Origin of the sequence: Nocardia sp. NPDC057440 (genome assembly GCF_042802915.1) — a bacterium.
GTDB lineage: Bacteria > Actinomycetota > Actinomycetes > Mycobacteriales > Mycobacteriaceae > Nocardia.
Map to the genome: position 1 here is coordinate 507934 of NZ_JBHVDF010000002.1, position 18998 is coordinate 526931.

The window sequence follows — 18998 nt, forward strand, 5'->3', positions numbered from 1 at the left end:
CGCAGTGAACTCCAGGGGCCTTCTGGCGCGTCTCGTCCCTCCCAGGACTGGACAACAAAGGCAGTTTACATCCACTTATCGGCCTGCGCCGAGCGATCTGCCGAGAAACCTGAGGTCACCGCCCCCATGGACGCAAAAAGGACCCCCAGTCCTCCGGGGCGATGAACCTCGGGAGGACTGGGGGTCAGGGGTGCTAGATGTGCAGTACCGGCGGTGGCGGGAAGTTCGGGTCGACCTCAAGGGCTTTCCGGTGTGCTTGTACGTCCCACTGTTGGTGCGGGAAGATGGCGACCCGAACGTCCTCGATTTTGGCCTCGAGCTTGTCGACCCGGGCATCGGATCTGTCCATACGGACCATGGCACTCGCCACAAGCTTCTCCGCTGTCTCCGCTCTGGACTTGCCCCGGCCACTCATCCACGCCACCAGCGCGGAAAAGACCGGGGAGCCCAGTGCCGCCGTGACGAGCGCCGCCGTGATCACCGCTCGAGGATGTTTCCGAGCTGGTCGCCCAGGTCATCGATGCGTTCCTGGTTGGTCGCCAGGTAGACACCGACCGCTGCGACCTGGGCCGAAGCGATGACCAGGATCGCGCTCACGTTCGCGGGCAAGACGTCTCGCAGGCCCAGCAATGCACTAGTGGCAGCACCGACCGCGCCGACCTGAGCCACGAGGTACTTGTTGTACTCGCCAAGCCGGTGCAGGTGGTAAGCAATAGTCGCCTTCATAATTCTCTCTTCTCAATCTTTGTCGGCTACCGGATTGCCCGGACCGTCGTCGTGCAGGAGCGCCACCGTGGACCGCCGACCAGGCCAGTAGATGGTGCCGTTATCGAACTTTTGGTAGGTGCCGCCGTCGAACTCGATTTCATCGCTGACCGGCCAACCCAGCTGACCATTCTCGAATCCACTGCGATTCCAGCGATTTCGGATTTCACCGTGCATATAAGCGCCAGGCTTACCGAACCGCCGGTATATGGCTCCGTTATGGAACCCCTGGACTTCGCCATGCCCGGTGGCGCTGTCAAGCTCGGTGTGATCGGTGACCGGGTATCCGAGAGGTCCACGTTCCCAGCCGGTCTCAGCCCACTTCTCGAACGTGCTCATCGGGATTGGGTGTGCGCCAGTCGCGGGGGACCAGTAGATGTAGCCGTGCTCGAACTCCGCCCAACGACCAACGCCGTCTGGGGTGATGTTCTCGCCCTGGGTGATTCGCTTGCCCAGCCACGGCGAGATGTCGGCTTTCGCGTCGATTTCGTTGATGATCGCGATCGCGGTGCCGCCATTGACGTATTGATCCACCCAGTACCGGACAACGTCCCACGGGAAATTCCGCCCGACATCGGTGTGAGTGCCGATACCGAGACAATCCGTCACATATCGATGGTCAGAAATGCCGTCACGGTACTCATATGGAGGTGCAATAACGGCTGTATCGATCCCCGCCCACGCGCAATCCTGAACGGCTAGCCAGCACGCAATCTTGATGTCGTCTTCGATCTCGAGCCACTCATCCCGAGACCAAGAAGCGCGACTACCGGCGAAGCAATAGTTGATGGTGTACGAGTTGGCATCGAGCACCGACCAGCTCGCCCGGTTGAGCGGAACCACGTTGACAACCACGCCATCACGGATCGTGCGGTGATAGCTGGCACCATTGCCCGAGTTGTTCAGGTAGTCGGCCAGGCTTTGCGCGGTGCCACTGCCCTCCTGGGTGTGGAAGAGGACGTTGGTGATTCGGCTGCCCCATCGGCTAGAGCTCGAATTGCCGAAATCGTCACGCTCGTCGTAATAAGGTGGACTTACCACAAGATACCTCTCACTTCTTGTCGTAAATGGGAATAACGTCAGGGTCGTAATCGAGGCCGCCAGAGAATTCCGGCTTTTGCGGCTCCGGCTCCGGTTCGGTCCATGTAGCGGGCATAGGCCCTCGAGGTGCCATGTACGGCCCCCGCCACTCCGGATCGTCTTTCATCAAGGCGTTGCGCAGGTCATCGAGAAAGCAGCCGTGCTGCCCATCCTCCTTGTAGAGCCGGACGTATAGATCGCCGGTCGGTTCGATGAGCGCTTGAAATGCCTTGTGCGCTTCCATCAGCTCGACAAACCATCTGATCGCACCAGTGCCATTGGCCTGGGTTGTCGGCTCGCCGCGCAGATGAAATGCTTCGGGGTCGTAACCGGGATCTTCGGACTTGATGGCCTGATAAAGCGCTGGCACTACACGGTTGTGCACGAACTTCACATCATGACCGAGGGCATCCAAACCCAGGTGCCGCCGAATACCGAAACCGTCCAGGGCGAGCGACCAGAAAAACTGCTTCACATTAGCAAGGCGATCCATTGTTCACACCTCGCGAAGATAGAAGAAGGGCAACTTGGTTGAGCCGCTATAGTTCAAACTGGCCTCGGAGATGGAAGACGGCATCGCGGAATAGATGCCTGCGTATGCGTACGCTTTTCGCGGATAAAGCCCTGATGTTGGACGGCTCAGGTCGGTTACGCGAGTGCACATCAAGCTCGCAGCAGTTTGGAAGAGGCCGGTGTCCTGGAGTATGCCGACCGCATAGATTTCGTCTTGGAGGGCGTTCCGAGTAATCCCCAGGTTGAAGATGTGCTCAGTATTTTGTGTCGTGATGGATGATTGGAGGTTCGATGTTGCAGATGAAGTGTTCAGCAACGTTAGGTCGCCATTCGACTGCATCCTGTAAACCCCCAGGTAGCATCCGTTGACGCCAGCGAAAGTTGCTGAATCGCCTGTGATGAATCCGGCGTGAGTAAAGGTGCAGTTCTTCTGAATTCGGATAAACCCGATCTCAAGATAGTCATTGCCGTTACCAGACGGCTGGTAATCAGGAATTCGGTTCAGGCTGTGGGTGTGCGAGCCATCTCCGGCACCACCACTCGCCGTGCCTGAAGCGGTGCCGCTAATGAGCTGGGTGCGCGGGAAAGTCGGCTGCTCCCTCTGATCCATCGTGTTCCACATTGCGGAATTGATCGGGATCTCTTGGACGTCGGGTTTCGCGTTGAGAGGATCTTTGACTTCGGAGTTGTGCGTGTCCTGCGCATTCATGAAGGACCCGATAGGCGCGCCTTTGAGAACGGCCTTGATCGTCGACTCAGTCCAGTCCTGCGACCCGTCGACACTGCCCTCTTCATACGCGTCATCAGGGCGAGTCTGATGCGGGGTTGTCATTCCTCCGTGCCCCCATTCTCACCCAAGAGGATGTCGCGCGCCCGAACGACGTGATCAGACTTGAGCTGCTTGTAAGAGACGATTTCCGCCGTCCTGCCGAGATGACGTTGTGGCGGCTGAATCAGTCCGACGTCTTCGAGTTCCTTCTTGAGGACTTCCTGCTCTTCGCGCGTCATCGCTTTCACGTTGTGCTGGGGCGGAGGCTCGGGGGCTTCGGAATCCATCGGCACCCACACCGACATGCCGTTCAGCGTGTGTTGCTGTCCCCGATAAGGCATTTGCAGCTTCTTGCTCTGGAGCTGTGGGTGGTGCCGGAACCCGAGCTCGTAGAGATGCTTCGACATGACTCGGGCGATGCGCGGCTGAACCGGCTGAGTCACTTGGTGGTTGTAGGGAATCTGAGTCAATGCCCAGAGAAAGTGCTGTTCCGGGTCGGTGGGGTCGCAATCTTTTTGCTGCGGAAACCGTTGCGCCGAATCGTCCATGCCGTGCTCCTTTGCGGGGAAGAAACACAGAAAGGCCCGAACCATTCGGAAATTCCAAACAGTTGCGGGCCTTTCTGTTTGTTCTATTCAGTTGTGGGCCAATGGATCACAGAACGCCCAGATCGCGGGCAATGCCGAACAATTCCTGGATCTTTTCCAGCGCCTTGAGAACCGGGTCCTCTTGCTTGCGCTGACCAATGGTGATTTTCCATGTAGGAGAAGTGGTGCGGTTCCAGGTGAGAGTGATCTCGGAAACCCGGTCTACATAGATCTTGCCTTTCGGCGCACCCCGAACTGTCGAACCGATTCTATCGCCCAGGTAGAAGTGACCTTTACCGCGCTGACCAATGAGCCAGGGCATTCCGTCTGCAACGGTGAGTTTATGTGTGAAAGTTTCCCGAGTTGCCCAGATAGAAGCTCGGAGAGCAATCAAGGCTTTTAAGGTATAGGCCCGATCTGCGCCGGATGCGAATCGTTCATGGTAATGCGAGAAGCCAAGACTTGTCGCACGCCCCGGATCGCTCCACGACATAAATGCCAGGAACACATCTGTATACAGCGGACGCAGTACTGCATCAACAGCACCGCCAATAGGGGGAACACCAATCATCATGGCGATCAGGTCCCCGGCCATTTGAATTGTGGCCGAAATTAATTCATTGAAATGTAGATCGTTCCGCCCCGCCAAGCTATTAACTCAACGGGGCGAAACGACCCCCGGCATCGAATGTCCACCGGTCACGTGCCGAGCATCTTTCGCCGGGCTTCCAATGAATAGCGAGGTCTGGATACCTGTGTGTTCGCCTTCTCGATAAAGAATCGAGGGGACCTTAGCGGTGGTGCCTTTGTATCCGGGTTCGAAGTACTCATCCGGGAAGATCGGATCTGGAAGAACGTCTACATCTTGAGTGAGACCATCGCTTCCGATACCGATGAGCGCGTGAATAAGGCCCGTAAAGATGGAGCCACCAAACGACGTACCCTCGGTCCAGGCCGATTTATCCTCGTAATCGATGATGAGGCAGCCATGGCGTAGGTCGGCACCGACCCAGGGGGCATCATCGCCCTCGAACCAGCGCCGGAAAACAGGTGTGAGCTGCGCATCTTCGGCAACACTCTTTTGGACGCTGTGAAAGTCCTTGAATCGACTGTGAACCACCGCGAGCGGAGAATGATCTACACCCGAGTCGGGCGCGACAACCATACTCCAGTTCGCCTGATTCAGATCGAACCATTGGCTGGCATCCATCGGATCATCGGGCAAAGACCAGAGCGATGCCTCTAGCCGGAGAATATTGACGAAAAGGGTGGTTTTAAGGCACCATTTTGCTGTTCCGAAGAGTAACCATAACCTGGGGAACTGCACTTCGGCGGGCAAGAACGGATTTGCCCAACAGAGGATGTGCTTGAATTCCTCATAGTCGTGTTTGAAGATTGCCCGGACAATTGTTTTGCCTTCGGCGTTTCGGTCGATCTCGTATTGCCACATTCGACCGGTCCAACGAACACCATCTTTCTCTACCGAGATGTGGACGTTCTTGGTGTCGCGGTTGTCGTGGTCGACGATCCATTGAGACAGGTAATACTCATAGGGCATCTCAATTGTGCCCACACCGGTCTCGTTCTCGATTTCCGAGAAACTGGCTTCGTAAAGATGAGCCGCTCTGCCGCGCAGGACCCAGTTGCCGTCGTGAAGCCTTACTACGGGCTGACGTACCCGTTTGTCTCGCTCATCTTTGATCCGGTTGACAATATTGAAGAATTCGACGTCCGGATCAATTGAAGTGACTGCCATGTCACCTCCTCGGCTATTCTAGGCCCCATGGCCTTGACCAACTGCGCGGAATTCTCAGCTGAACCACGTTCCCGATATCCGCCTCAGTGACCATGACCGGCACCGAAACAACCTCTTCCATATACGCGGGAAGTGGGTACAGGAACTCTTTGCTGTTCATGCGCTGATAAATCTGGGTGTCCAGGCTCGAATTGACCTGGCCCTGCATTGTCATCTCGTCTGTGTCGACAACGACGTGCTCATTCAGAAGCAATGGGGGCATGATGATCATGCGGTCGTCGTGCTCTTCTGCCAGGTCGAACCGGTCGTCACCCAAAGACCAATCGGGCAAGGTGTAGATGATCCCCGCGTTACCGGCCTGTAGCACCCAGCGGACCCACACTTCATTGTTGGTGGGATTGCTCAGGTTGAACCACAGCGTTTCAGTGCCCGTGACGGTCGTATTCGTTGCGGTGGTGAGGGTCTGGGTGAAGTCGTCCTCGACCCAGCGCGGGTAAGCAGCTACGAACGGCACCAGGAGCAGGCCATACTTCAATCCGTTGGGATCGACCTGAACCTTGAGCTTGGGCGTTGACTTGAGCCTCACGTTGAGCCAGCGCTCGGACTGTTCCTTGATTTTGACGCGAAGCTTCGATTCCTTCTTGAAGCTCATGGCCTTACGGAACCGGCTGTCATTGATGCGCCACGGCCGATCGTGGGTGGCTTTGATGTGGAAGGCGAGCGTGAACTCCATCATGTGCTCGCGAAGTCCGCCGTAACGCCCACCGATCTCGAAAGCCGTTGAGTTGTAGATGGTTTCGATCTGCGCCTCATACAAGTCTTCCCAGGCGGTACCGTGAGAATCCGTGGCGAGCCTGACCCCTTGAAGTCCTTCGTTGTCGCCGCCACAGATGTCGTAGAAGACCCCGTTCCAGCCTTCGTATGTGATGGACATGTCTTCACGAGGGGTCGCCATTTATGCACCTCCGAAAAAGCCGGGGCACCAGCAGGATTGCTCCCACCGATGCCCCGGCTCGTTCTCTATTTAGTGGCTAGTCGAAGCCTATGGACTGCTCGCGTCGTTTCTGCTTTTCCAGGCGGATAAGCTCTTCGGCGCTGGACACGTGGTAATGGGTGTCGCCCTTACTAGCGGACCAGTTCGCCAATTTGCCGCCATAGTCAACGGATTGCTGCAACAACTGACCGAGGAAGCCATCACCCACGGAACCACCGGTCAAGTCCGACATGAACGTATCCAGGGTGGACTTCACAGCGCCTTGAACAGCCTGCTGCGTCCGGCCTTCCACGTTCACGCTCTTGATGCGCTCGATGATCTCGTCGAAGCTGTGAACTTCTTCGCCGCCACGGAACTTCACCATTTCGGGCCCGTTTTCGCCGACCAAGTTCCAGCCTGGCTTGGCGTAATCGGTGCCGTCTGCGTATCCCTGGGGTGGCAGATTCTCGTTTGCCTGCTGAACCTTTGAGATGGTGCCGTACCGTGCCTTGATGTAGTTCACGCTCGCTGCAACGTTGGACACCGGGTCAAGGATATTGTCGTAACCCGGAACCTTGTGGGTCTGGAACGTCGGCGGAATCACCTGAGCAAGGCCCTTGGAGGGAACCCCGTTTCTGGCGTTGACGTCCCAGTCGTTGACAGCACCCGCGTTCCAGCCGGACTCTCTACCGATCAGGGTATTGAGACCGCGCCGCCACGCATCCAAGGTTTCCGGTGGAGGCGTGTTGGTGATCTTCAGCGCCTCATCGATAATCCTGAGACGATCTCCGTCTGGCACAACCCCACCGATATCACCGACCCCGCCAGCAGTGCTTTCCTTGCCCCGGATCAGATCGGCGATGTTGTCACGAACCTTGGTGGCCGCACCCTTGGGCATAGAACCCATCGGGCCACCCATGCCACCCGCGAACGGATCTGGGATCTTGCTCAGGAGTGGATCGGTGAACCTGCTAAACAATCCCGAGACCAGTTCCCGAGCGCCACTGACGACACCACTGACCGCGTCCCCGATCCGGCCGAAAAAGCCCTGACCGGCATCGTCTTCCCCGAGCGCCTTATCGACGGCCCAGTGCAGATGGTTGTTGTGCTCCGCCATCGTGCCAGGTTTGTAGACCGACATTCCGTCTCCGACGTCGCGGCCATCCTTGATGTTGTGCTGGAAGCCGTTGCCGTGGATCAGTTCCAAGGAGTTCTTGCCCCACGTGGACGCGATGTCGGTTGCGGTGGACATCATTTCTTGCATGGAAGCGGCAAAGTCCACAGCCCTGCCAATGCCGTGGTAGTCGTTGGAATCGCGGTAATCCGAGGTGACCTGCATCGCCGGATGGTTCTGGGAAACCCAGCCTTTCATCCATTCAACGGGCCCGCCATCCGCATACGCCGGAACAACTTCGCCGCCAAAGTTCATACGGTCCAAGATGCGCCGGTTAAGGAACGCGGCCCTTGCATTGACGACGTATTCACCGTGGCTCAGATTGGCATTGATCGCGTCTTGCCGACCACCACCAGCGCCCGAGATGGGACCGCCATCGCGATATCCGGGAATGACCGGGATCTTTTTGTCACCCAAACCGATCTTGTCGGCGATGGTGTCATTCCAGAATCCAATGACCGCGTTGATCGGACGAGCAAAGATTCCCTTGATCCCATTCCAGACGTTTTCCGCTATATGGACGACGCCTTCCAGGGTGGACTTCACGCCCTCCGAGAAATTGGTGAACGCGGACTTGATCGAATCCCAGATGGATGTGCCGATCTCCTTGACCTTGTTCCAGAATTTCTCCCAGATGGCCTGAATAATCGTGGACACATTCTCGAGAATGACTTTGATGCCGTCAAGGTAGGATTCCCACTTGTTCTTCAGGAAGTCCCAGAGCTTGACCACTCCTTCGACGAGGCCCTGAACAAGCGCGATCACTTTTCGTGGCAGCCACATGAACAGTTCGTGGATTTTGTCGATCAGGTCGGGCACGATGGAATGTCCGACCAGCACGTCAAAGAGCCATTGAAAGAATCCGATGATTCCCTGAATGAAGCCACGCACAATTCCGTGAATAACGCCGAACACGCCACGGAAAATCGCAAACACCGCATCCCACAGGGCGTTGACGATTCCGAGGATTCCTTCACCCATGGTCTTGAGAGGGCCGGTGATCAGCTCGACAATTTTACTACCGAGATTGCGCAGACTCTCCCACAGCCCGGAGAAGTCACCCGTGAAAATGCCATCGACGAATTCGAAGAGCACTTTACCGGCGGCTACGACTATCTCGATCATCTTCATCAGTCCGCCGATAAAACCGGTGATGAATTGGATCAAAGAGGAGATCGCGTTGATAATCGCAGTGACGAATTCCATGACGAAATTCACGACCGGCTTGATCAGATGCTCAACGATTCCCAGGATGGAATTAACCAGCGCGAGAATGATTCCGCCGATAACAGCGCCGATCGGTTTCAGTACCTCTAGCAAAGGGCCGATCTTTTCGCCGAGCTGTTCCAGTGCTGGGCGGAGGCTGTTATTCCATTGTTCAGTGATGGCGGACCAGGCACCTTTGAGGGCATCGCCAATGCGAGAAATAGAAGGACCGAAAAGCTCCCACAATTTCTTGCCCCAGCCGACCACCGTATCCAGTGCCCGAGAGAATCCGCTGGTACCGTCCTCGCCCGCTTTGAAGAAATTCTTCATTCCATCCGGCGCGAAGTTGGCCCACATATTCTGGAAGAACTGGGTCTTCGTCGCGAGATAAGTGATCCCGCCAGCCAGTGCGGCAACCGCGACAACGACCAATCCGATCGGGTTCGCCGCCAATGCGACGTTGAGCGCCCAAACACCAGCGATGACCGGACCCAAAACTGGCATGATCGGGTTCAGTTGCTGGACCAGGGTGGCGAAACCGTTCGATATGGCGACAATGGCCGGGGTCACCGCAATGATAATCGGAGTAATGCTCTGGAGAAACGCGCCGAGCACGCTGGCCAGGGCTGGAGCAATCGCACGAATAGCCGGGTCGAGCGCGCCGGAGATAGCCTCCGTGAATTGCCCGATAGCCGGACCCGCGATGCGGAAGAAATTACCGAGTTCCGAGAAGATGGAATTCAGGATCGAGGTCCGACCAGCCATGGCCTCCATCGCGGGAGCAGCGCCATCGATCATTCCGGCCCACAGGTTGTTGAGCCCGCCCAAGAATAGGCGAAGCGACTCCGAACCTGTCTGGCTCATTCGGGCAGCGCCACCACCGATAAGCTCGAACCAGCGGCCAACTTCATCGCCGACAACGCGCCAGGTATTGCCCAGGCCCTCGGCTCCATCGCCCATCAAATCGAACATGTTGCCGAGCCGGGTGCCAAACGTGGCAAGTCCATCCGAGAAACCGAGAACGATCGGCTGGCTCTTTTTGATGCCGTTGTTCATGCCGGGCAGGACGTTCTCGGTGAGCCGCAACAACGAATCCGCGTAGGGCTGGACCAGGGGTGTCGCATTCCGGAATGTGTCTTGGAGCAGTGGAGCCAAGTCGTTCATCTTGGCGCGAATCTTGTCCATCGCCGCCGCCAGTTCACCGCGCATCGGAGCAGCCATGTCCGAGAAGAACTTCGCCGCCTGAGCCGCGAGACCGTTCTGCTTTTTCAGCGCTTCATTGACGGCTTCCTGAGCTTCGGCCACGCGCATCTGAGCTTGAGTGACTTCTTCGGCGGCACGACGATTGGCCTCAGCTGCGTCGTTACGAGCCTTGGTCAGGGCAGTGATCGAATCCTTTTCGCGATCCTCAGCGTCGATGATGTTCTGTTTGGCATCGACAACCTTCTTGCTGCCCTCGATGCCTTTCTCGTCGGAATCAACGAAATCCTCAGCGAGACGACGGTTCCGGACTCGGATCTCTTCCAGGCTCTGAATAGCCTGATCAACGTTGTTCTGAGCTTCAGCGACATCGATCCAGTTGAACGACTCACCGTTCTTGCCCAGCTCACGGAGGCGCTGACGTGCACGCTCGATAGCTAGGACAGCGCCACGCTCATCGATTGGTGCGCCCTTGAGCTTGAGAACCATGTCCTCGTACTCGCGCCCAGCCGACCTGTAAGCCTCGGTCAGTGCATCGCGCGCCTGCTTGCTGGACCGGGTAGCCTGCTCAACCTGCTTCTCCGCCTGCGTAATACGAGCGGCACCATCGGCAGCAACCTGAGTCACATTGGTGTAGGCGTTGCCCAGCGCGGTCTTGGCTGAATCGGCCTGTCGAAGTGCTGCTGTGGTGGCCTTTTGGTGGCTCGCGGTCAGCTTGTCGTTGATGACGATGGCCGCGATACCGGCAGCGATAACACCACCAGTCATGGCGGTCATCACGGCAGCACCAGCAACGGCGGCAGCAGGGCCGATCAGGTAGAACGCGGCAGCGACACCAGCCACACCGATCGCGGCGTACCGACTAGCCCGGGTCAGCTGGACGAGCCGCATAATGCCCAGGTCGGTATCAACATCGATGTGTGCTTGACGGTTACGCGCGGCCGTGTCGATGTTGGCTCGTGCAGCTGCTGTGTCGGCATCTACGTTGACCGTGACTCGACGGCGCTCCCGGGCAAACTCCTCAAGAGCGGCGCGTGCATGGGCTTCGTCAAGGTCGACGGGCAAGGTGATGTGGTAGTTGCGAGTAATGGCGATCGCGTTAAGACGGGCCTGGAAATCGGTGCCGAAATCTGGATCGACCTCGGTTTCAACCTTGACTTTCACGGCCTTGTTGGACATCCGGCGAAGTTCTTCGTTGAAAGCACGAATATCGGCCCGAGCCGCGTTGATACCTGCCGGGTTGTACTTCGAATCGATATCGAACTTGAGCCGCGTAATCGTCGCCACGGCAACCTCCCCAAAAAAGAAAGCCCCTAGCTGTGGATTAAGACAACTAGGGGCCTGGTGCGCCGATCATCCGCCGGGCAATGCATCACCGAGCGCGTCGAACCCGAACTGGACCTCTTCCCCTTGCATGACCTCGGGAGGCCGGGGGACACGCTTCGGTTCAGGGACCGGGTTCGGGTCGTACTGCAATCCTGCGACAAAGGTATTGGTATGGAGCGCTTCGAGAATGCTCGCCAAGACATCGTCCGAATATTGATGCCCGAGCGGACCATTCTTCTGCTCGTAGGCAATCCACTCGGTCAATTCCCTGGACGAGACTCGGTGAAGCATCTCTTCGACCGTCATACCCCCGAGGGCGAGAGTCAGTCGGAAATAGAATTCTCGTCGGGGGTTTCGTCGAAAACCTCGGTCAGCTCCTCGACATCAGCATTCGAAATGCCATTGAGCTTCTGAGCCGTCGTGTACACGCGATCGAGAGCAGCCGCCGACTTGGTACCGAGCTGGTGAACGTCCTTGTCAGAAAAGAGACGCTTGCCGTCCTCGTCGATAAGTACGAGAGCGACCAGTCGAGCGCGCAAGTTGGTGAAGTTCTCGACCTGCTTGCCACCACGACGCTCGATCATGCCGGTCTCGAACTTGTCGCGCTCGAAACCCGACATGGCGCGAACACGAACAGTGCCACCCCACTCGGGGACCTCGACATCTTCGTGATTACGGTCGTCGGCGGTAAGGATGGATTCCCTGGACAGAAGAGACATGGTTTTGCGGACCCTTTCAAAGAGGTGCGGGATAGTTGCGGGCAAAAAGAAAGGAACGGTGAGGGGCCCGCAAAGTCCTCACCGTTCCGCTTGTGTCAACCAAGATGCGCAGATTTATCGACATGGTCGGCAGCATCCTCGAGGATCTTTTCCATCTTGGGATCGAGATCGCTCTTGGATTTCTGCATCGTTTCCAGGAACCAAGAGAATGCACCGTAGTTCCGGTACCACTTCTTCTTGTTTCCAAAGAGTGGGTGACGCCAACCCCTTCGATGGTCGAAACCGCGAGGGATGATGGCCTCATCTTCTTCGGGCATGGACGTGGCGATGCGATAACCCTGCCAACCGCTATTGCCCTCGGTGGGTGCGCCTTCGAAATCCGTGGCAGACCCATTCGCGAGCGACTGCACCTTGACGCCTTTAGCCACCCTTTTCCGGAGGCCGGTGTGCTTGGTGCCCAATGCCGGTTCAGCTAGCGCCTTGGCTGAGGCTTCTTTGGACAGGAGTCGCGCCTCATCCTTGATCGCTTTGAGCGCGTCTCTCGGAATGCTGCGATCGATTCGGGTGAACGCTTTTGCTACCTCCAGAAAGGCGCGATCACCCGAAATCTCGAACTCCAGTTCCATTGGATCAGCTGGTCAGCATGGTGACGCCGGTGTGCTGAGTCGCAAACTTCACCTTGATCTCAGACAAATCGCCAACCTTGCCAGACAGTGGCGTGTACTCGAGCAAGACGCAGGTCGCCTGGAAGCCCGGGTTGGTCGCCGAAATCGAGGCGTTGCGCGGCTTCACGGTTACGGTGAATTCCGTCCTGTCGAAGAACAGCGGAGCCAGGGTTGCGTTGACCTCACCGACCGCGAAGTCCTGCTGGAAATTCACGGCAATTTCGTCGTCGCGCAGGCCGGGCGTGTGCTCTTTACCGCCACCGCTGAAATTGGTGGAGTCGAGATCGGCCATCTTCAGGGCGACTTCAACGCTATTGATGTGATCAGAAAGGTCGACACCATTGATTTCCGTCACGGTGTCGAGCAAAACAAACTTTGACATTGTTCAGGGTCTTTCAGGAAGTGGGGTCAGGATTGGTTGCTGGATTGCGCCGCTTCTTCGGACCCGTGGGATCGGCATCGTTTACCGGCGTAACAGTCTCGAGAGGCGCGGACGGCATTGGTGCGACATGACCTGCCGCGATCAGGTGGCGTGCCTGGGCTGGAGTGACATCGAGCCAGACTTCTTCGCCCTCACTCGCCCCATTGATCTTTTTCGGACCAACCACACGGAAATGACGGGACGTGACTTGATCTGCACGATGTTCTGCATGAGCCGCCACCGCTTCCTCCGAGGGTGGATTTGCTAGGGGCATTAGGCGCTCACCTTGACAACGGCGACAGTGACACCAGTGGCATTGCTCAAAGTCAGAGCAGCACGACCGGTGCCGTCGTTGTATTCCTTGCGCATCGGAATCCAGACCTCACCCGTAGTGGCCGCCACTGTGTATTGCGGGTCCGGGTTGGGCTGTCCATAATCGGTACTTCCAGCAACCGTGACAGTGACGGTCTTCGGGCTTGCGTCGGTGTTCTTGTAGACAACAAAGACGTTTCCGCCATTGCCGACCTGGGCCGTATCGGAAGTGGTCGCGGCTGCGAAAGTTGGTGCAGTGCCCGCGTTGGTAAGGGAAAAGGTGCTGAGTGCAGCCATTTAGCGGCCCAGCCTTTCGTAGATTAGTTACTTACAAAAACGCGGGCTTTGAGAATTGCGCCCATGTGCTTGGTTCCGCCCCATTCGAATCCGCCCCCATAGCCGCGCATCGAATAGACATGAGCGTCGACGCTGTCGTCTAGGCCAAGTTCCCGGTGTTCGAAAAGGACCTGGCGAATGCTGTCGTCGCCCTCGCCTGTGACGAATCCATCGAGTTCTTGCTGGGCGCTGGCATCATCGGCACTACGGACCAAAACGAAGATGTTGAAATCCCATTCGTCTACACCGCGATTCATGGCCCGCTCGAAATCCGTTGCGTGAGGCTCGATGATGACCGCCGGATAATTACCCTTGGCCTGCACCTCTGCGTAGGTATAAACGCTGGCACTGGTGTGGGTTTCGATAGTTGAGGCGAGCGCGGTACGTATTTCAGTGAGGGTGTAGGCCACCAGTCACCTCTTTCCGCGCCCCAGCGTGTATGGGCAGAGCTTTGTCACGGCGATCGGATCGTTCTCGACCTTGGCGGTGCCGAAATCCTTGAAACCGGCAACACCGAGCGGGGCATCCTGGAGCTTCCAGTTCTTTGCGGCAATGAGCAGGCACGCCTCTTTGACCGGAGCCGGAACCGCTTGCCATCCCCACTTCGCAGTGACCTCTACCCGAGAAGTCGAATAGGTGTACGGCGCGTAGCAGCTAAGCTTGATCCTCGAAAACGCCCAGCCCGGAACACCATTGACGACACCATTAATGGGCCGCACCTCGAAGAGATCCGAAGACAGCGCCGAGCCGAAACCCGAGCCGACCTCGCCAATCCGGATCTCGAAGCCGTCCATCGTGTAGATGTCGTCAACTAGGACCAGATCGCGCCCGATGACGGGGTACACACGCGCGGAAGCTGTACCGACCTGGTTGAATTGGCGCTCGCAATGGTTCTCGATCTCGCGAGAAGCGCTGTCTAAGGCGATATCGAGCAGGTCATCCTTCGAGGCGTCCGAATCTTTGATGCCGAGATGCTGTTTCAGCTGCGCCCGAGTCACATAGGGATCACCCATGGCACCCACGAGTCACCCCTTACTGCGAGGACGCCCCGGAGAACGCTTGACCGGAGCAGCGGGAACCTCTACGGGAACCTCTACGGGAACCTCTACGGGAACCTCTACGGGAACCTCTACGGGAACCTCGATCGGGGTCTCGTCCTTGAAATACTCCAAGCGTCCCGACAGTGCCGAATCCCCTTCAGGAAACCGATCACCCTCGTGGACAAGATGGAGTTCGTTGTCGTCGCCGTGGTACCAAAAGGACTCCTTGGCAACAAAAGTGCGGGCACTCATGAATCTCCTCGAACAAAGCCGCCCAAACCTTTGACAAAGCCGAAGCTCGTTAAAGGTTTGGGCGGTTCGCTATATTCGTATTAGCCGGTGACCAGAGTCTTCGCACCCGCAGGCACCCACCACTTGGCGTTGTTCATCCAGTAAGCGGCAATGCCCCTCTGGCCGGTCGGACGACGATTCGAACCGAGCACCATGGAGTTGACCTCGATGGACATGCCGACACGGTCAACGATGTAGTAATTGCTCAGATCGCCGAACTGCACAATCTTCGAACCGGTGGTCAGAACGCCCGTCATATTGAAGTTCTCGTGAATCGGGAAGCCCAACAGACGATCCGGGTTGGGGCCGTCGATGTGCTGAATCAGGTTCGGGCCATCATTTGTCGCCCACTGACGAATCAAGTGCAGAATCGCCTCGTCCAGCATCCAGACAGCATTGGCGCGGTAACGAGGATCGAGAGCTTCCTTGAGCTTGTACAGATCCCCCGCAGCGAAAGCCGCAGTGCCGGTAGCAGTCACCAGGTTCGGGGCAATGTGGGTCGAGACGATGCCGCTAGCATTGGGCGAGGTGCCGTTGCCATTGGTGAAGGACTCCGCCTCTTCCCTGTCCTTTGCATCGCGCAGTGCGAAAACGATTTCCTCGCGAATTGCGTTCCACGCTTCGGCTTCAAAAGTGAAGGTCGTGTAACCGGTCACACGCTCGGTGCGAATGGTCGGCTGAGCCAAGGTCCAGCTGTTCTCGGCGAACTCGGCACCTTCCAGCGAACGGGAGACCGTGGTGCCCGCGCTGGTAACGCCCTGGTATTCCTTACCGGTAATGGTCTTGGTGGTTGCCAGCTGGCGAACCGGGTTGACCACGCCAGCGCTGGTATGGATCACAGTCGGATCGAGTTGCACAGGCACGGCAAAACCGCCATCGGCATCCGAGCCCAACTGCAAAGCGCGCTGCTCCTCAAAGCTGAGCCCGCCGATGGTGTGACCGGCCGCGTACTTGCTCCAGGCGCGCTCATAAGTGTCAGAGCCCATGCTGATAAACCGCGCAGCCAAATCGCCTGTGTGATCCTGGTCCAGGAGGTGGATCGCGTGATCCTTGGCCTCGGAACGCTGGCTAACCGCGAACTTGGACCGCTCGGCAATCCGCTGGGCCGCGTCACGCATCTTGACCTTGGCGTCGGCAAGGGAGGTCGCCGAACCACGGATAGCGTCAAGATCGTGCAGGTCCGCCGCGTCAGTGCTCGCGATGAAGCCCGGGGTTCCGCGCTCGGCAGGAGTGTGGCTCGTCATCTCCTTGAGGCGCTTCTCCACCTTCTCGATGCGGGCGCGGTAGGTGTCGACGTCCTTCTTGGCCTGGTCATACTCGCGCTCTTCAGCCTCAGGCATTTCGGCATCGCGAAACTCGTCCTGGAGCTCTTCGGTGCGCGCCTCAGCGATAGCCAGGGCTTCTTTCAATTCATTAAGGGTCACTGCCCTAGTCCTAACGATCTTGGGAGCCTTCTTTTGCTCCGTGACTTTCTTTTCGGGCTCCCGACGCAAGGTGTCTGTGTCTTTGACGGCGTCACGATCGGGGTTATCCGGGTTCTCTGAGGTGCCTGATTCGGCGGCGTCGTTTGCCCGGTGGTTTGTTTCCGCTTCTAGCCAGCGGACAATTGCGTGGTATTCGGCCTCTTCGCGGAGCCAGACGGCTACATCTGCGCGCCACTCCGTTTCCATGCGGAGCCACTCGCGAATTGCCTCGGAGTCAACCAACGGCTCATCGGCAACGACCATCGAGCGTGCATATTCATCGGCAATCGACTGACGCTCGGCATCAGAAAGCTCGTCGGCGCTGCGAACACCAACCGAAGTTCCGGAGTAAGCCGGAGTAACAACCGGACCGGCCTCAAAGAGCTTGACCTCTTTGATGGTCCGGGAAAGTCCGTCCGCGCCATCCCATAGCACTTTGCGGAGCGCTTCGCCACGAAGAACTTTGCCGTTCTGGTCACGCCATTCATCGCGGACGACTTGGAACGAGAAGGACATTCCAGTTACAGCGCCGCCCTCAATGGCCTGACGAATCGGCTCTACTAGTTGATTCTCGAAAAGCCGGGCCTCAACAGCGAGACCGTGATCGTCTTCTGCGAGTTCGGTGAATACGCCGATCGGAACCGCACCGGTGCGAACGTCTCTGCCGTGGTTGAACTGCAAAATCGGCTTGTTCTCGCGCAGAGTCTTCCTGAACGCGCCCGGAGCGATACGCTCGGTGAAACGGCCCTCCCACGAGTTGATCGTGGTGTCTTGGTTGAAAACAGCCGCGTATCCGCTGAGCGTGTGCCCATCGCCGCTTTCATCCTTGTCGGCGGCGCGGAAACTAACGCTCCTGGTAACTATGTTCATAATTCGTCTTCCCAAGGTTCACCGCGCTCGACCGCGTCCAGCCAGGCGTCCTTTGATTCCTTCGGGGGTCGGCCGACCGGTTTTCTTTTGCTGCCAGTGGGCTGGTTATTCGCTTTGCTCGGCTTGTCGGTCGATTTCTCTTGGTCGTCGCCCTCTTTTTCCTTCTTGGCCGCATTGACATCGGCGAAGGAAATTTCGGGCGGGAGCAGTTGCACCGAATAGAGGCCCGTGTGATCGAGAAGCGACAGATCGTCTTCCAAAACCGCAGCGACGGCACTCTCGGGTTTGAATCCCTGCATGACGTAGCGAGAAATCGTGGTCGCGTCGGTTTGTTGGCGCATCGCGACCTTTTGCCGGTCTTCGCGCAGGAACGAAATGTCTTTGTCGCTGTACCAGAGTCGATAACCATCAGGGGGCGTGACCAGCACCGAATAGGCGGCGCACAACGACCTCCATAGGGGCCGCATAGTCCCGCTCGCGAATGCATCTTTGGCGGCGTCGAAATTTCCCTCGTTCAGGCTGGACCCGCCAAGACCCGGAGTAATACCGAGAAGAGTGGGATGCACCCGAGCCGCTGCTGCGATACGCGATTCACCGATACCGGTCACCGTGGCGAAATCGAGCTGCTGAATATTTGCGCCAACCGAAGTTACGTCTGCACCGCCACCGAGATACATGGTTTTGTATGCGTTATCGAGCCCGTTGTACTGGGCATCCATGACCTCTTTGAATTCCTTGAATTCTTCAACGCTCACGGATTCATGAAGAGAGACAGCGATATTAGGGGTTGCGCCCTTCTCGAAAAACTTCAGCTTGTGCTTGCTGATCGCTTTGTCGCTCTGGATCTCCCGAATAACCGGCGTCATCCAGGACATGCCTCGGTACAGCGCGTCCGGATCGGGGATGGGGGACCAGTGAGCTACGACTCCGTTACTGCCATCGATCGGGAAGACTTCCCACTTGGCTTTGACGTCCGTATTGCCCGGCTTGTAGATGTAGCCGAGTACGTCGCAATCCAAAGCCTCGGAAGGTTCCTTGCTCAAGACGATGGTTACCCAGTCGGGGCGCAATCTTCGGAGTCTCGGGCCTTTTCCGATTTCGTGCTGGCGCAGCATGTAGTGGTTGCCGCACAAGTCGATGTCCTGAATAGCCCTGGCCAGCATTTCGCCGGTGGTGCCGTTCGGCCATGGAGTGTCGAGCAGGTCCAGCGCTGGTGTATCGATGACATCGCCAGGCTTCGCATTCTTGACTTTCTGGAATACGAAACGCGCCTCGGAGAAAATCATCATGCGCGCGAGGCAGGCAGCGAAAACTACACCGGACGCCTTGTACGCGCCATTGACGTAGCCGACAAAGTCATTATCGATCTCTTCGGACTTCGAATAGGGCCCGCCACCGCCAAGGCCAAAGGTGTTGCTCCCATACTTGTGGTAGCTCGCCCAGGTATCGATGGAAATCTCCATGTCGCCATCGCGGGCGGTTCCAGCGTTCTTCCCCGGCCTGAAGAGTGACCAAAGCTTCAATTCGTCACC

The 18998-nt window shown here is 57.5% G+C and carries 19 protein-coding genes; all 19 read right to left on the minus strand.

What is annotated here, in order from left to right:
• Positions 1–193 precede the first annotated feature (193 nt).
• Positions 194–481 carry a hypothetical protein gene (locus tag ACFU4Z_RS05600; RefSeq protein ID WP_379060005.1) on the minus strand — a complete coding sequence of 96 codons (288 nt, stop codon included), beginning with the start codon at positions 479–481 and terminating at the stop codon, positions 194–196.
• Complete coding sequence (locus tag ACFU4Z_RS05605; RefSeq protein ID WP_379060006.1) at positions 478–726, minus strand: hypothetical protein; 249 nt, start codon at positions 724–726, stop codon at positions 478–480. Before ACFU4Z_RS05605 ends, ACFU4Z_RS05600 begins: the two co-directional genes overlap by 4 nt.
• Before the next feature lie 12 nt (positions 727–738).
• A complete protein-coding gene (locus ACFU4Z_RS05610) occupies positions 739–1806 on the minus strand; it encodes an N-acetylmuramoyl-L-alanine amidase (protein WP_379060007.1) in 1068 nt (355 codons plus the stop codon).
• Positions 1807–1816: 10 nt separating this feature from the next.
• Positions 1817–2338 carry a hypothetical protein gene (locus ACFU4Z_RS05615; RefSeq protein ID WP_379060009.1) on the minus strand — a complete coding sequence of 174 codons (522 nt, stop codon included), beginning with the start codon at positions 2336–2338 and terminating at the stop codon, positions 1817–1819.
• A 3-nt stretch (positions 2339–2341) separates the two neighbouring features.
• Positions 2342–3190: a hypothetical protein gene (locus ACFU4Z_RS05620; RefSeq protein ID WP_379060011.1), complete on the minus strand. Its 849-nt coding sequence runs from the start codon at positions 3188–3190 to the stop codon at positions 2342–2344.
• Positions 3187–3675 (minus strand): DUF2744 domain-containing protein, encoded by a 489-nt coding sequence (locus ACFU4Z_RS05625; RefSeq protein WP_379060013.1) that lies wholly within the window; start codon positions 3673–3675, stop codon positions 3187–3189. The genes ACFU4Z_RS05620 and ACFU4Z_RS05625 overlap by 4 nt, the downstream gene beginning before the upstream one ends.
• Before the next feature lie 106 nt (positions 3676–3781).
• A complete protein-coding gene (locus ACFU4Z_RS05630) occupies positions 3782–4363 on the minus strand; it encodes a hypothetical protein (protein ID WP_379060015.1) in 582 nt (193 codons plus the stop codon).
• 9 nt (positions 4364–4372) lie between these two features.
• Positions 4373–5470: a hypothetical protein gene (locus ACFU4Z_RS05635; RefSeq protein ID WP_379060016.1), complete on the minus strand. Its 1098-nt coding sequence runs from the start codon at positions 5468–5470 to the stop codon at positions 4373–4375.
• A 13-nt stretch (positions 5471–5483) separates the two neighbouring features.
• The gene (locus ACFU4Z_RS05640) at positions 5484–6425 is read right to left on the minus strand and encodes a hypothetical protein (protein ID WP_379060018.1); all 942 of its coding nucleotides are present in this window, start codon (positions 6423–6425) and stop codon (positions 5484–5486) included.
• Positions 6426–6501: 76 nt separating this feature from the next.
• Positions 6502–11310, minus strand: a complete 4809-nt coding sequence (locus ACFU4Z_RS05645; RefSeq protein WP_379060019.1) for a transglycosylase SLT domain-containing protein — start codon at positions 11308–11310, stop codon at positions 6502–6504.
• A gap of 66 nt (positions 11311–11376) precedes the next feature.
• A complete protein-coding gene (locus tag ACFU4Z_RS05650) occupies positions 11377–11655 on the minus strand; it encodes a hypothetical protein (RefSeq protein ID WP_379060021.1) in 279 nt (92 codons plus the stop codon).
• Between the two features lie 17 nt (positions 11656–11672).
• Entirely contained in the window at positions 11673–12113 is a 441-nt protein-coding gene (locus tag ACFU4Z_RS05655; RefSeq protein ID WP_379060023.1) for a hypothetical protein, read from the minus strand.
• Between the two features lie 50 nt (positions 12114–12163).
• Positions 12164–12694 (minus strand): hypothetical protein, encoded by a 531-nt coding sequence (locus ACFU4Z_RS05660; protein ID WP_379060025.1) that lies wholly within the window; start codon positions 12692–12694, stop codon positions 12164–12166.
• A 4-nt stretch (positions 12695–12698) separates the two neighbouring features.
• Positions 12699–13115 carry a hypothetical protein gene (locus tag ACFU4Z_RS05665; RefSeq protein ID WP_379060026.1) on the minus strand — a complete coding sequence of 139 codons (417 nt, stop codon included), beginning with the start codon at positions 13113–13115 and terminating at the stop codon, positions 12699–12701.
• Between the two features lie 312 nt (positions 13116–13427).
• Complete coding sequence (locus tag ACFU4Z_RS05670; RefSeq protein ID WP_379060027.1) at positions 13428–13763, minus strand: hypothetical protein; 336 nt, start codon at positions 13761–13763, stop codon at positions 13428–13430.
• A 23-nt stretch (positions 13764–13786) separates the two neighbouring features.
• Positions 13787–14212 (minus strand): hypothetical protein, encoded by a 426-nt coding sequence (locus tag ACFU4Z_RS05675; RefSeq protein WP_379060029.1) that lies wholly within the window; start codon positions 14210–14212, stop codon positions 13787–13789.
• Between the two features lie 3 nt (positions 14213–14215).
• Entirely contained in the window at positions 14216–14815 is a 600-nt protein-coding gene (locus ACFU4Z_RS05680) for a head-tail connector protein (protein WP_379060354.1), read from the minus strand.
• A gap of 359 nt (positions 14816–15174) precedes the next feature.
• Positions 15175–17466: a phage major capsid protein gene (locus ACFU4Z_RS05685; RefSeq protein WP_379060031.1), complete on the minus strand. Its 2292-nt coding sequence runs from the start codon at positions 17464–17466 to the stop codon at positions 15175–15177.
• Positions 17463–18929 carry a phage portal protein gene (locus tag ACFU4Z_RS05690; RefSeq protein ID WP_379060032.1) on the minus strand — a complete coding sequence of 489 codons (1467 nt, stop codon included), beginning with the start codon at positions 18927–18929 and terminating at the stop codon, positions 17463–17465. The genes ACFU4Z_RS05685 and ACFU4Z_RS05690 overlap by 4 nt, the downstream gene beginning before the upstream one ends.
• Positions 18930–18998: the final 69 nt, after the last annotated feature.